This window comes from Chryseobacterium jejuense (genome assembly GCF_017877355.1).
GTDB classification, from domain to species: Bacteria; Bacteroidota; Bacteroidia; order Flavobacteriales; family Weeksellaceae; genus Chryseobacterium; species Chryseobacterium jejuense_A.
In genome coordinates this window covers 467130-480682 of sequence record NZ_JAGIPR010000001.1, presented here as the reverse complement: position 1 = coordinate 480682, position 13553 = coordinate 467130, and the positions used below count along the sequence as shown (strand labels likewise).

Genomic DNA, 13553 nt, shown 5'->3' with positions numbered 1-13553 from the left:
TTATTTTAAAACATTAAGAATTTTCTGCAGCTCTGCACTCCCACTTCCCTGATAGTTATTGATAATAATTGAAAATACATATTTCTTTCCATCTTTCGCAGTATGATAGCCTGCAAAAGACTTGGTATCCCGCATCGTTCCGCTTTTCATTTTCATGCCATTGTCCTGAACCGGGAAGCCATCATAATAAGATTCAAACCATGATTGTTTTTTTGCATATAAAAGGGCCTGCACTTGAGCTTTTGCCGCTACATAATTCTGCGGAGAAAGTCCGCTTCCATCAGCAAAATTAATCATATTGGGGTTGATTCCTTTTGACTTCCAGAATTCCTTTAAATAAGCTACACCACTTTTAAAACTAGGATTTCCTTTTTTCTCTTTTCCTAAAGTCTTAATCAGAGTTTCCCCATACAGGTTGACACTTTTTCTTAAAAACCAATAGATTATTTTATCCAGTGTTGGAGACTGATAGGTCAGTATAATATTGCTTTTAGGAGCTTCCAAAGCCTGTTTTCCATCTAACTCGAGCTGTGAATTGGTAATGGCCTTTCCAGAAAGTTCAATTCCGGATTCTTTTAACCATTGTTTCACTTCAGTTGCCAATTGTACAGGCGGATTAGGAGTAGAACCGGAAACCGTTACCGTTTTTCCCCCCGGAAGCATTCCATTAATCAGCGCTACATTGGAATGAGGAGCTGTAAAGATCAAACTTTGATCGGAACTGCCGCCTGCTTTCAGATCATTCAGCCATTTTACGTTTTCCAATGGATAGGAAAAGCTTTTAAAATCTGCTCCATTGATGTTGATATCAAATTGGTTTTCTCTCCAGTTAATTCCCCAAACTCCTGCCCCGTAATAATTTCCAAGATCATCCCACGGCCATCCACCCGGAATAGTCTGATGGTCAAAATAAGAATCATCAATCACCAGATCACCGGAAATTTTTGTAATTCCAGAGTTCTTAATAGCCTCTATCAGTTTCTTTTTAAAACTTTCAGGCTTATAAGCTTCATATCGCCAACTTCCTAAAGTAGGATCACCATTGGAACTGATGAAGAGATTCCCATTCAGGTTCCCGCCGGATATGCTTCCGGAATAACTTGAAGTGGTAGTATAGGTATAATTTTTCCCTAAGGTTTCTAAAGCAGCGCCTGCGGTAAATATTTTCTGTGTAGAAGCAGTAGAAAGGCCTTTACTTCCCTGATATTCGTATATAAAATTACCACTTTCGTCTGACACATAAAATGATAAACTGGAAGCAACTGTGCCTGAAGAATCCATAAGATCTTTGGTTACTTTGTCTAATTTTTGAGCCATATTCTGGGCCGCAACAATCTGTACAGAAAGAGTGAGAACTGCAAGTGTTTTTTTCATTGCATTGTTGTTTTATACTAAACTTATCATTCCGAATACAAACTGAAATCTTGTGCACGCAGTTCAATGAGAAACCTAAGTTGCCAATGAGATTCCTCCTACGTTGGAATGACAGTAATTTAAAATTGTATCTATTACTTTATTTAAAATCTAACTCAAATATAGTTAAAATAAAAGCTTTTTATATTCCTCAAGATCATCGGGAGAGAAAAGAATCTCATGGCCAGAAATTTTCTCAAATGAACGATCATAATTAAAATAATCCTCATAGCCATCCTCGTCTATGAACATATCCATTTGACATTCTTTTATATATTCGAGCTTTTCCCCATAATCTTCCTCGTGATATTTACTGGCACCCCAAGGTTCATTATGGCAACGTAAACAGGATTTATGATATAGTGCTTTATGTCCACACACCTCACAATCTTTCAGATTCTGGAACAAATCCGAAATTCTGCTCTGCATATCTTCAGAAAACAAATGTGGAGGAACAGTCTTTAAAAGCAGATAATAATTCGGTTCCTGCCTGGAAAAAGAGAAATATTCATCAGTATTGATCTGCTCTTTAGTGTAGAGTTTCAATTTTTCCAAATCAAATTCTACTTCCGCTTTTACAATATCTTTCAAGTTCAGAATAGGTTTCTGTTTATAAACAATATTCTCATTTTCATCAATTTCCATGATGGGCTTCTGATCAATAAAATGATGAATGCATAAGGTGGTTTCCCACGAATTAATGATTCTTAATTTCCCCTCATTACCACAAATCTCACAGACCTTTCCAGACAGTCGGGCATATTTATTAGTGATCTTTCTCAGCCTGGCATTCAATTCTTCATCTTCAGAATAAATATAGCATCGCAGTCCTCCGAATTTCTCTTTTCCAAAAACATCATGTTCCATATTCCAGCCTGCAGCAACCAATTCAGAGAGCATTTTTCCGATCAGATCATTCCAACCGGTACTGTTCACTGAAAAATTCTTAAGATTGCGTTCTATAAAGCTATTGATGTCCTGCTGTTTCATTATAAAGAACTTCCAGCTTCTATTTCGTAAGGATCTTTTCCTTTTTCAAAAATTCGGGTCAGTTCACTTCCTTCTACAGTAATGGTATTATTGATTCTTCTGATCCAGTTTCCTTCTCTAAGGCCCACAACTTTAAGATCATTTTGAGTAAGGAATTCCAAAATACGAGTTTCTCTTGTTTCGCCATTATGTTTTAAATCCGGGTTCGGATCAAGATAATGCGGGTTAAGATTGAACGGAACCAATCCCATACAGTCGAAACTTGGCGGATAAACAATCGGCATATCATTCGTTGTTTTCATATTCTGTCCTCCGATATTGCTTCCTGCACTGCATCCTAAGTATGGTTTTCCATTGGTTACATTTTCTTTTAAAGCAGACATTAAACCTTCTTCATGTAATGTTTTCACCAATAAAAATGTATTTCCACCACCGGTAAAAAATCCTTTTGCCTTATTTAGAGCTTCTATTTTATCTTCAAATTCATGAAGCCCTTTTACTTTGATGTTGATGGTTTCAAAAAATGAACGGGCTTTTACCGTATAATCATCATGGGAAATACCTCCCGGTCTTGCAAAAGGAACAAAAACAATTTCGTCAATTCCTGCATATAATTGGATTAATTCTTCTCTTAAATATTCAAGATATTCTCCGCCGAAAAGCGTAGAAGTAGAAGCTAATATGATATTCATAGGATTATTTTGATTATAAAAATAGACTTACAAAGATAAGTTCAAACCTCAACGAATCAAAAATTAATCTAAAAAAAATAGGATTCCCGTTAATATTTTCTAAAAAACCTTAAAGCCTCTAAAATTTGAGCTTTTATGGAATTATTATTGAATTTTAAAAATTCGAATTATAAAATATAAGATTATGAAAATGCCGAAAGTTAACATCAAAAACCTATTTGCAGGTTTAATTCTAGTAGGAAGCGCAAGTTTTGTAAGTGCACAAACCACTCAAGTGGACAGTGCGAACAGTACAGCAACTCAAACTGCTGCTACTCAACAAAACCCTACTATTGAAGGCCTTAAAAAACAAATTGAAGCCAACCCAAAAGATACGGAAGCCTTAGCCCAATTGGCTAATGCTTATCAGGAAGCATCAGACTGGACAAATGCAGTTGAAACCTGGAAAAAAATATCCGTTTTACTACCGGATTGGGCACCATCTTATTATAGCCAAGCTTATGCTTATCAGTCGGCTAAAGATGATGCCAATGCAAAGATTGCCTATGAAAAGTACGTTGCTGCTGTAAAACCGGAAGAAGTAGAACAGAATAAGAAGAATCTGGCCTATGCTTACTTCTATATTGCCTTCTCAGAACAACAAACTGATCCGAATAAAGCAAAAGAACATATTGCAAAATCTCTGCAGTACGACCCTAACAATCAGGATGCTATAAAATTGAGCAAAGCTTTAAATTCATAACTAAAGAAACAAACTCCGGAAGAAATTTCCGGAGTTTGTTTTTATGGTCTCTTTATAATGATTGAATTATAGCTCTACCAACTTGAATTTTGTACTTTCTTACCCTATCTTCTTTCCAAAGAAATCTGTTTCTCCATGCAGATGTCTTATAATTTTCTCAATATTACGCTGGATACTGGCTTCCGTTTTCAGATTGTTGATGTAACGGATTAATTCATGGCGCCTTGAAGGAATCAGTTTTTCAAAGTTACTTGTAGCCAATATACTGGCTTGTATGGCTTGTTCCAGCTGAGGATGAATAGAAATACTTCTGTCCGAGTTATCATATTCCAACATCACTTCAATGGTTTCTCCAATTCTTTTGGGTGAATTTTTCAGCATTATTAAATTCACATACAGCCTCCACTCGCCCAGATATTTCATCAGGTTTTGCTGAAAATCTTTTCCATTCACGGTTCCTTTCACTGGAATCGGGCTCTTATTTCTTCCTGAGGCTTCAAAAATTTCTTCCAGAATAGCTTCGGGAATAAAAACGAAAGGATTGATTCCTATGATTTCTAGAGTGGCTGTAAAGGTGGTGTTTTTCATAACAATTGAGATGAAGAACAAAATTAAATAATAGATTTTATATTATCCGTAATTTCTTTTTAAACTACCCCGTCTTTTTGCTTTGCAAAAATCCACCCCTTCAGGAGAATATAGGACATACTTAGTAATTCTGTTTGGAGTTGTTTTTTCATTGTTTTAATCCGTCATTCTACCCTTTTGCCTGTCAACCTTACATCCTCATTCTTATTTGCTATAAACTCTTATACATCTCAACTATCCCTATTACTCTAAACCCTTACCACACTCCTCCCCGAACTCCATACCTGAAAAAATCATATCCCAGAACTCAATTAAATGACTTATCTTTGCATTAATAAATCTATTTAACAAAATGAAATTTTTTATTGACACAGCTAATTTAGAGCAAATCAAGGAAGCTAAAGATCTTGGAATCTTAGATGGTGTAACTACCAACCCTTCATTAATGGCTAAAGAAGGTATTCAGGGAACTGAAGCAATCAATAACCATTATAAAACGATCTGCGAACTTGTAGACGGAGACATTTCTGCTGAAGTACTTTCTACAACTTATGAAGAAATGATTAAGGAAGGAGACGAATTGGCTGCAATCCACCCAAATATTGTGGTTAAAATCCCAATGATTAAGGATGGTATCAAAGCTTTAAAATATTTTTCTGACAAAGGAATCAGAACTAACTGTACATTGATCTTCTCTGCAGGACAAGCTCTTTTAGCAGCTAAAGCAGGAGCTACTTATGTTTCTCCGTTCCTTGGAAGATTAGATGATATTTCTACAGACGGATTAAACCTAATCCAAGAGATCAGATTAATTTTCGATAACTATATGTTCGAAACTGAAATCTTAGCCGCTTCTATCCGTCACTCAATGCACATTATCGACTGTGCTAAAATTGGAGCAGATGTTATTACCTCTCCACTTCCTCCAATCTTGAGCTTATTAAAGCACCCATTAACAGACAGCGGATTGGCTCAGTTTATTGCTGATTCTCAGAAATTATCTTAATTACTACTGTTATCTCAAATATAAAAATCCCGGAATTCGTTCCGGGATTTATTTTATTCGTTTCCTTCAATATTTTTCACAATCCTACAAGGGTTTCCAACAGCAACAACATTCTCCGGAATATCTTTGGTAACCACACTACCTGCTCCTATTACTGCATTATTTCCAATGGTAACGCCTGGTAAAACCACTACATTCCCACCCAACCAGACATTATCTCCTACTGTAATGGGATGAGCATATTCCAGCCCTGCATTTCTCTGTTTTGCATCAAGCGGATGCCCGGCTGTATAAAAGCTACAATTGGGGCCAATAAAGACATTATCTCCAAATGTTACCCTGGCACAATCTAAAATAACAAGGTTATGATTGGCATAAAAATTCTCTCCCACCTCAATATTATATCCGTAATCACACCAGAACATAGGTTCAATACAAATATTTCCCTTAACCGAACCAAGAATGTTACAGATTATTTCCACTCTCTTTTCAACATCGGAATTTTTCAATCCGTTATATTCCTGACATAGATCTTTACAGGCTATACGCTCCTGAATCAGCTCCTGATCATAATTGGCATTGTATAAAAGTCCGCCAGCACATTTTTCTTTTTCTGTCATACTGTTGAGCTTAAGTTCATTCGAATCTTAAAGGTACATAATATAAAAAATACAGCATGGTTAATAATCATACTGTATTTTATCGAACAGAACACTGCTTATTATTTATACAGTTCCGGTTCTATTTTATTGTTATTTTTTAGCCGTTCTTCTTTTGCCTTTTTTTCAATATTCCTATACATTTCATTCACATCAACACTTTTCCCATCCTGGTTTTTCATTTGTATAATAGCATCTGCAGGAAGAGCGCCCATGGTTTGCTTCAGATCTTTTGTAGGATCAGTAAGGTAATCCTTAAAGGCTTTTTTAAACTGCTTTTTGCTAACCTCTATTTCTTTGCCTCCTAAACCGATCATGGTGAGACCTGGTATCTGAATATCTTCTTCTGACGAGATTTCCGTTTTTTTGTTTCCAATTAAGGTCATTATATGAGAACCTGTTTTATCCTCAATTTTAATGATAAGTCCCGGTAATCCATAGAACTTATAAGGTCCGTCCTGGAATGGGATATCTGTAGAAAACCAGGCAATCCAGCTTCTGCCCCCATAATTGGTAATTGCTTTTTGAGTATTGTATTCACCAATTTTCTCCTTTTCAGGCAGAATTTTCCATTCAGGTTTTTGATCCTCTGCTATTTTATAAATTGTATTCCCTATTTTTTCAGAGAAAGAAATACTATACTCCGGGTACTTTTTTATGACGGTTGTAAAAATCGTTCCCGGTTTCATATTTTTTTTGATATTAATGCTTCCTCCGAATCCTCCTTTCATCTGCTTGGCAATATCTGCTTTTATTGTTGAGTCGGAAACATACTTTTCGCGGCTGTAATATTTGGATCCGCTTTTATCAATATCAAGGAGCATGATATCACTTTTCACGTCCGCTTTATTGGTAGAATCCGAAATATATTTATAGTCATAAAAGAATCTGTTGATCTGTGCATTGACCAAGACACTTAAAAAAACTAATAAAATCAAATAATTTTTTTTCATAATTGTATTCTATGTTAGTAAAAAGCTTTGTTAATATAAAACCAACAAAGCTCTTAGTGGAACTTTATTTCTTTATCTCAACTTTTATTTCTCCTTTCTTAAGTTCTTCTGTTTTCTGGTTGTTAACCATAATTCTCGAAATATTTGCAGGATTTAAACGGTTAATGTCTTCTTTAGAAACCTCTCTACCATCAATATAATATTTGTACATGATATCATCAGCACCGCTTATATTGAACTTTTTCACACCATTCATTGAGATGTTTCCATTGCCATCCTTTTTAATGAAATCAGCATTCATTACGATAACTTTAGAGGAGTTTCCTATTTTGGCAAAGTTGATTTCCTTAAGGGTCTTCATGCTTTCTGCGGCGGCTCTTTCTGCATCTGCTCTTACCTTTTTCGCATCAATTTCTATTTTCCTGCTTTCTATCCTTGCTTTATCACTTTCTCTCATAGCCTTTTGACTCTCCTCCATCGCTTTTGCACTTTCTTTCATTGCTTTCTTGGCTTCTCTCATTGCTTTACGCACCTCTTCTTTTTCTTTAGGTCCCAGATCATTATAATGTACTGTACCATTTTTTAAATAAATTACCTTTAGAGTTTGGGGTTCTTCCGGTGCGTTGGGCGGTGTAGGAGGAACCGGCAGTTCTCTTTCAATCCTTGCTGCCTCTCTTACAGCTTTTTCGGCCTCTTTTTTTATCCTGCGAAGTTCTTTTTTATCAAGAAGATCCATGTTTTCAAGATCCGCCATTTGCTTTTTCCATTCAGCTGAATTAAAATACGCTTCTACTTGTTTGCTAGATTCATCTGTAATTTCAGTCATGGCAGAAACCAATTCATCTATCTCCTCCATTTTCTTGTCAAAAGCAGTACTTTCAGGATCTAATTTACCTAGCTCTTTCTGTTTTTCCTCCATCTTTTTCTGAAGTTCTGCCAATTGTTTTTCAGATTCTTCAGAATGGGGTGTTCCTTTGTTTTCCTTTTTTTCTTCTTTTTCTTTTACCGTATCTTTTTTGATTTCGGAAGTTATTTTTTGAATAGAAAGGTTAGTTTCTTCAATTTCTCTGTTCTTAGCGTTTACCAGGTAAGCAAAAGCTACAGTGAATAAAACCGGCAACGCAAGGATTCTACGCGCATACCCGAATTTGGTTTTTGGTTTTTGTAACATTTTAAGTCTTTTTTTAAGGTTTGAACTTAGAAACGGACTGGCAGCAGGCAACTGGGTTCCGGAAAAGTGGCTTGCTAAAAGCATCTGCGCAAATGCTTTGGTGTCCGAATTCTTTACGGCTTTCTTATCAGCCAGATATTCATGAATTAAACTAATTTCTCTTTTAATGATATGAAAGAACGGGTTAAACCAGAAAACGGCTGTAACCACTTCAATAAGAATCTTATCCAATGAATGATGCTGTTCAATGTGAACCATCTCATGCTTTAGAATCTGTTTCCCAATATCTGAATCCAATGTAATGGTATTCTTCCAGAAAAGGTTTTTAAAATATGAAAACGGGGCTTCGGTAAGGTCTGTACGGTAAAAATTAATCCCGTCAAAACTTTCTTTCTGAAACTGTCCCTTAAACTGCTGAATCTTGAAGATCCCGTAGATAAACGTCCCTAAAAAGTAGAGAGAAACCACTCCCAGAGCTGAAAAAATAATGTTAAAATAAAGGTTACCATTGCTTACGTTTTTTTGTGTGTTATAATTTTGAATCTTATCAAGCAGCAAATACACATCACTATTGACTTCTATCGTAAAATCATCCACTTTAATAAGCGGCAGTAACAGGGATATCACAATTGCCAACAGAAGGTAGAATCTGTTATAATGATGGAATGTCTTGTCTTTTAAAGACAACTGATAATACAGAAACATTACACCTGAACATACAATTACTTTTCCAAAGTATAGAAGTATAGTCTCCATGATTTTTAGTCTTTGTTTTTAAGTTCATCCAATAACATTTCAAGGTCTTCCACGGTCATTTCATTCTTTTCTACCAGAAATGAAACGGCACTTTTATAGGACCCTTTGAAATAATTTTTCACAAGGCTCTTCATGGTCTTTCCCGAGTACTGTTCTTTGGTGACCAACGGGAAATACTCATGCTGTCTTCCGTGTACATTGTAGTCTACAAATTCCTTATCCTTTAATACTTTTAAAATAGTGGAAACAGTATTGGTATGCGGTTTCGGTTCAGGAAACAGATCAAGAATATCTTTAAGAAATCCTTTTTCCAGTTTCCATACATACTGCATTACCTGTTCTTCTGCCTTTGTTAAAGTCTGGTTTTTCATATCCTTTCATTTATCATTAAAGTGATCTATAAATTGCAATTCTAATATCACTAAGAAATTAGTTATACAAATCTAGAAATAAAATTGAATCTAACAACTATTTTTTTAGTGATAAACCAAATTTACTATTTAAACAATTGTAAATCAACATTATAATTTTTACTCAAATATATTATTTTTTTATAAAATAAAAATATCAACTATTTCCTATACTAATCCTTCTATAAGTAAGATCGAAGAAATAGGGCTGGATGGTCCTGACTTAGCTGGATTAAAAATTTCATATGGTGGTTTTATCACAGAAGGATTGAAAATTTGTGAGAATAAATAACTTAAAATTCAAAAAAGTTTAGTTTAATATTAAGTTTCCACCACAATCCTATTAAAAATGATAACATACACAAAATAGGACTATCTGTAATAGATGATATTTTTCATATAGAAAAGAAACAAAAATACATACTACACATCTTATCAATTGATTTTAAATCAATTACAACTTACAGTTAATTTCAATCTACAAATAAATAATAACACTAATTAGAATAATTAAAAATAAAAAGATCGTTTTCTTTGAGGATTCATAAGGATACTTTAATTTTGCTATTTATAATAATTATAAATAATGAAATTATATCAGCGAATTTTTATTTTTCTCATTTTTACTCTTTCAATCTCTCACATTAGCGCACAGGATAGTGGTTTAACAGTTCAGGGAGTTGTACAGAATCACAAAAAGCAGGGATTAAATGGAGTAATCATTTTTGTTGAAAATACAAAAATTAAAACACAAACCGACCAAAATGGAAATTTCAGAATCCACTACAAAAAGGGAGATCCGACCCTAGTCTTCAGTCTTGATGGCTATAAAAAGTTCAAAAAGAAAATAAACTTTGGTAGTGAAGGATCTCCGGTAAGCATTCAATTAGAAGAAGATCAATCAGTTGTAAAAGAAGTTATCATACATGGCAAGGGTAAAGTAAAAGCACTGCAGGACGGTGCTTTTACTGTTAATGCTATAGATGTTGCAAAATTAGCCAATACCACAGCCGATCTTAATCAGGTTCTGAACAGAACCACAGGGATTAAAGTTCGCCAGCAAGGGGGTGTAGGTTCGGATTATAACTTCTCTATTAACGGAATGTCCGGTAAAGCTGTAAAATTCTTTATAGATGGTGTTCCTTTGGAAATGCTTGGCAAAGGTGTAGATCTGAGTACATTGCCTGTCAATATGGCGGATCGTGTAGAGATTTATAAAGGAGTTGTTCCCATTCATCTGAGTACCGATGCTATGGGTGGAGCTGTCAATATTATTACTCCCGGAAGCAGCAAAAACTATCTGGATGCCGGTATAAGTGTAGGATCTTTTAATACACAGCGGATCAATCTGAATGGACAGTTTAAAGATGACAAAACAGGAATTATCCTGCGCATCAACAGTTTTTATAACCACTCGGATAACAATTATCTGATGAAGGATATGAAAATCTGGAACCCTGCCAAAAATGAATATGAGTCCAGAAATTTAAAACGATTTAATGACCGTTACCAATCTGTTTTTGGTATGGCAGAACTTGGGTTAGAAAACAAAAGCTGGGCAGATTCTTTCTTTATAGGGGCATCACAATCAGTTTTCGACAAACAGATACAGACAGGTTCCAACCAGGACGTAGTGTATGGTGGAGTAAAACAAAGCGGAGAAGCTCATAATTACTTTATGAAGTATAAAAAGGCTAACCTCTTCAATGACCATTTGGATTTGAATGTGTACACAGGTTTCTCTAAAAGTGTTCAGAAAGCCACCGATACCCTTATGCGTAAGTATAGCTGGGATGGTACTTTCGAGCCTTCCGCCACTAGTGAAAAAGGTGGCAGAAGTATAATCATGCAGCATGAAGACCGTCTTTATTCACAGGTAGGGGCAACTTACAGAATCATTGACCATCACAAACTGATCTTCAACTATGTCTTGGATTATCTTAAGAATACCACTTTCAATAAACTGGAGGAAGAGAAAGATAATGTAGTTCCGGCAAAGATGACCAAGCAGATCTTATCTATGGCTTATCAACAGGAATTTTTCAATAAACACTGGACAAATATTTTCTTTGCTAAATACTATAAGGTAGGTCTTCAAAAAATGGTTTTCGATCAGGTAACCAGAACTGATAATCCGGTAAAAGATAATTTTAGTAACTGGGGTTACGGTTTTGCCACCACTGTAAAAATCACGAATGAGCTGGGACTTAAAGGATCTTTTGAACGTTCTTACCGTTTGGTAGAACCACAGGAAATCTTCGGAGATGGTGTTGCTATAACCAGTAATATGAATCTGAAGCCTGAAACCAGTAACAATATTAACATAGGATTGTACTACAGCCATCATTGGGGGCAACATTCTTTCCGTGTAGAAGGTGCCGGATACATTCGTGACACAAAGGACTTTATTTTCACTGTTCCTAATTTGTACAACAGTACTTTCAAATATGAAAACCTATCCAATATCTTTACCCGCGGATTGGAAGGAGAGCTAAATTATCAGTATAAAAGACTCCTGAATGTGTTGATGAATGTAAGTTACAACAAAGCTTATGACAATACAAAATTTGCCAACAACAGCGAAGATGTTATTTCAGCAACTTACAAAAAAGATGTTCCTAATCAGCCTTGGTTATTTGGAAATGTGAATATAAGCATCGGTAAAGACGACTGGTTTCAGAAAGACAGCCGTGTAGAGCTTTACTACGGACTACAGATGACTGAGTGGTTCTACAAGAACTGGAAGACTTACGGAAACCCAAGAAATATTCCGATTATCCCAAGACAAACCCTTCACAACATTGGTATAAGTTATTCTATGAAGAACGGAAGATACAACTTGGCGTTCGATGTAACTAACCTTAGTGATGCCCTGGCCTATGACAACTTCAAACTTCAGAAACAGGGACGTGCTTTCTATATAAAATTCAGATACCTACTTAAGTAAAAGACCATGACACAATATTTCAGAAACAGTATACTTTTATTACTTACATGTTTAACCATCATTGGTTGTGAGCGTGAACCAGACGCCGGAAGTTCCGGAAGCGGTGAAAAAGACTATACATATTTCCTTCTTTCCGCTTTAGGCAGTTGGCCTAATACCGTACATTATATGACGGCTACCAATGACCTTACACAAGGTGCTATGGATATTACCAAAGAAGGTGACGAAATTAACTCTAAAGGAACCTACTCCTACATTGTAAAAAATGGTTTTATTTATAACTACAAAACAGATCAGGGAGTCTTTAAAAAATTTAAATATACACAGGACAGGCTTACAACTGCAAAAGAAGTTCCTTATACCTATATCAGCGATATTTCCAGCTATGTATGGGTGGATGATAATACTTTAGTGTTGGTTGGAGAAACCGGTGATGGTCAGCATATCCGTTATACGGTTTTTAATGCTGCAGATCTTAGTATAATTCGTCAGGGTGAGATTGAAGGATTTGGACCTTTCCCGAATGCTTATAACTTCTATACATTAGGCTCTATGACCTATATGGACGGACAGATCTATTTACAGTATAGCTACCGTAACGGAAAATGGATCACTCCTGAATATTACAACTTTGCAGTAATCGATTATAATACCTTCAAAGTAAAACACTCAGTAAGTGATAACCGAAGTTCCGGTGTGGCTAACGGCTCTCCTTATTTTAAAACTGCTTTCAGAAAAGATAATGCAGCCTTTTATTATGCCTGCTTCCCACGTGTAGGAGCCGGAACAAGTAAAATTCAACTTTTCAGAACCCTTAAAGGAGCCACTTCGCCTGATGCAGGTTATCAGATCAATCTTACAGATCTTGTTGGAGGTAAAACCCTGGAAACGATGATCGATTATATTGGTAATAATAAGATGGTGATTCTGTACCGTGATCCGGCATTAGGTAACACTTATAATGGCCGCTATGCTATTGTAGATATCGAAACCAAGCAATTGGTTAGGGTATTGGATGAACTGCCTGGAGATGAACCTTATGAACAAGCCGTATTTGTTCAGAATAAAAAATTATATATTGCTGTAAATGCCAGTAAAGGGGGCAACTACGTATGGATCTACGATATGCAGACTGATAAAATAACTAAAGGAATGAAACTTCCGGATAATATTTCAGGTTTTGCCCGATTTGATAAGTTCTATGATTAATCAGAGGCTGTCAATTT

At 35.6% G+C, this 13553-nt stretch carries 12 protein-coding genes; 4 read left to right on the top strand and 8 right to left on the bottom strand.

The features are described 5' to 3' along the window. The 3 genes from dacB to pepE form a co-directional block, all read right to left on the bottom strand. Positions 1–1374 (bottom strand): D-alanyl-D-alanine carboxypeptidase/D-alanyl-D-alanine-endopeptidase, encoded by a 1374-nt coding sequence (gene dacB / locus J2772_RS02190; RefSeq protein WP_209912884.1) that lies wholly within the window; start codon positions 1372–1374, stop codon positions 1–3. 165 nt (positions 1375–1539) lie between these two features. After that, positions 1540–2403 (bottom strand): hypothetical protein, encoded by an 864-nt coding sequence (locus J2772_RS02185; RefSeq protein WP_209912882.1) that lies wholly within the window; start codon positions 2401–2403, stop codon positions 1540–1542. Continuing rightward, complete coding sequence (gene pepE / locus J2772_RS02180; RefSeq protein WP_209912881.1) at positions 2403–3095, bottom strand: dipeptidase PepE; 693 nt, start codon at positions 3093–3095, stop codon at positions 2403–2405. The genes J2772_RS02185 and pepE overlap by 1 nt, the downstream gene beginning before the upstream one ends. Positions 3096–3279: 184 nt before the next feature. Between pepE and J2772_RS02175 the strand changes: the two genes are divergently transcribed. Further along, positions 3280–3837 (top strand): tetratricopeptide repeat protein, encoded by a 558-nt coding sequence (locus tag J2772_RS02175; protein ID WP_209912879.1) that lies wholly within the window; start codon positions 3280–3282, stop codon positions 3835–3837. 99 nt (positions 3838–3936) lie between these two features. On the opposite strand, the gene J2772_RS02170 is transcribed toward J2772_RS02175, so the two are convergent. Beyond that, positions 3937–4425, bottom strand: a complete 489-nt coding sequence (locus tag J2772_RS02170; RefSeq protein ID WP_209912877.1) for a YdeI/OmpD-associated family protein — start codon at positions 4423–4425, stop codon at positions 3937–3939. A 352-nt stretch (positions 4426–4777) separates the two neighbouring features. Here J2772_RS02170 and fsa point away from each other — a divergent pair, with 352 nt between their 5' ends. Continuing rightward, on the top strand, positions 4778–5431 hold the full coding sequence (gene fsa / locus J2772_RS02165) for a fructose-6-phosphate aldolase (RefSeq protein ID WP_089736122.1): 654 nt from the start codon (positions 4778–4780) through the stop codon (positions 5429–5431). A gap of 53 nt (positions 5432–5484) precedes the next feature. Here fsa and J2772_RS02160 read toward each other — a convergent pair whose 3' ends face one another. From J2772_RS02160 to J2772_RS02145, 4 genes are all read right to left on the bottom strand, one after another. Then, positions 5485–6051: a sugar O-acetyltransferase gene (locus J2772_RS02160; RefSeq protein ID WP_209912876.1), complete on the bottom strand. Its 567-nt coding sequence runs from the start codon at positions 6049–6051 to the stop codon at positions 5485–5487. Between the two features lie 101 nt (positions 6052–6152). Next, positions 6153–7043: a GLPGLI family protein gene (locus J2772_RS02155; RefSeq protein ID WP_209912874.1), complete on the bottom strand. Its 891-nt coding sequence runs from the start codon at positions 7041–7043 to the stop codon at positions 6153–6155. A gap of 64 nt (positions 7044–7107) precedes the next feature. After that, positions 7108–8970, bottom strand: a complete 1863-nt coding sequence (locus tag J2772_RS02150; RefSeq protein WP_209912872.1) for a M56 family metallopeptidase — start codon at positions 8968–8970, stop codon at positions 7108–7110. Between the two features lie 5 nt (positions 8971–8975). Continuing rightward, positions 8976–9341, bottom strand: coding sequence for a BlaI/MecI/CopY family transcriptional regulator (locus J2772_RS02145; RefSeq protein ID WP_089736114.1), 366 nt, complete (start codon positions 9339–9341; stop codon positions 8976–8978). A gap of 625 nt (positions 9342–9966) precedes the next feature. Between J2772_RS02145 and J2772_RS02140 the strand changes: the two genes are divergently transcribed. Together J2772_RS02140 and J2772_RS02135 are read left to right on the top strand one after the other, a co-directional pair. Next, positions 9967–12327 (top strand): TonB-dependent receptor domain-containing protein, encoded by a 2361-nt coding sequence (locus tag J2772_RS02140; protein ID WP_209912871.1) that lies wholly within the window; start codon positions 9967–9969, stop codon positions 12325–12327. A 6-nt stretch (positions 12328–12333) separates the two neighbouring features. Further along, positions 12334–13536, top strand: a complete 1203-nt coding sequence (locus J2772_RS02135) for a hypothetical protein (protein ID WP_209912869.1) — start codon at positions 12334–12336, stop codon at positions 13534–13536. Positions 13537–13553 lie beyond the last annotated feature (17 nt).

Coding starts and splice junctions, on each gene's coding strand:
- J2772_RS02145 (WP_089736114.1), bottom strand. CDS start 9,341: ATGAAAAACCAGACTTTAACAAAGGCAGAAGAACAGGTAATGCAGTAT.
- fsa (WP_089736122.1), top strand. CDS start 4,778: ATGAAATTTTTTATTGACACAGCTAATTTAGAGCAAATCAAGGAAGCT.
- J2772_RS02185 (WP_209912882.1), bottom strand. CDS start 2,403: ATGAAACAGCAGGACATCAATAGCTTTATAGAACGCAATCTTAAGAAT.
- J2772_RS02140 (WP_209912871.1), top strand. CDS start 9,967: ATGAAATTATATCAGCGAATTTTTATTTTTCTCATTTTTACTCTTTCA.
- J2772_RS02150 (WP_209912872.1), bottom strand. CDS start 8,970: ATGGAGACTATACTTCTATACTTTGGAAAAGTAATTGTATGTTCAGGT.
- dacB (WP_209912884.1), bottom strand. CDS start 1,374: ATGAAAAAAACACTTGCAGTTCTCACTCTTTCTGTACAGATTGTTGCG.
- J2772_RS02170 (WP_209912877.1), bottom strand. CDS start 4,425: ATGAAAAACACCACCTTTACAGCCACTCTAGAAATCATAGGAATCAAT.
- J2772_RS02175 (WP_209912879.1), top strand. CDS start 3,280: ATGAAAATGCCGAAAGTTAACATCAAAAACCTATTTGCAGGTTTAATT.
- J2772_RS02135 (WP_209912869.1), top strand. CDS start 12,334: ATGACACAATATTTCAGAAACAGTATACTTTTATTACTTACATGTTTA.
- J2772_RS02160 (WP_209912876.1), bottom strand. CDS start 6,051: ATGACAGAAAAAGAAAAATGTGCTGGCGGACTTTTATACAATGCCAAT.
- J2772_RS02155 (WP_209912874.1), bottom strand. CDS start 7,043: ATGAAAAAAAATTATTTGATTTTATTAGTTTTTTTAAGTGTCTTGGTC.
- pepE (WP_209912881.1), bottom strand. CDS start 3,095: ATGAATATCATATTAGCTTCTACTTCTACGCTTTTCGGCGGAGAATAT.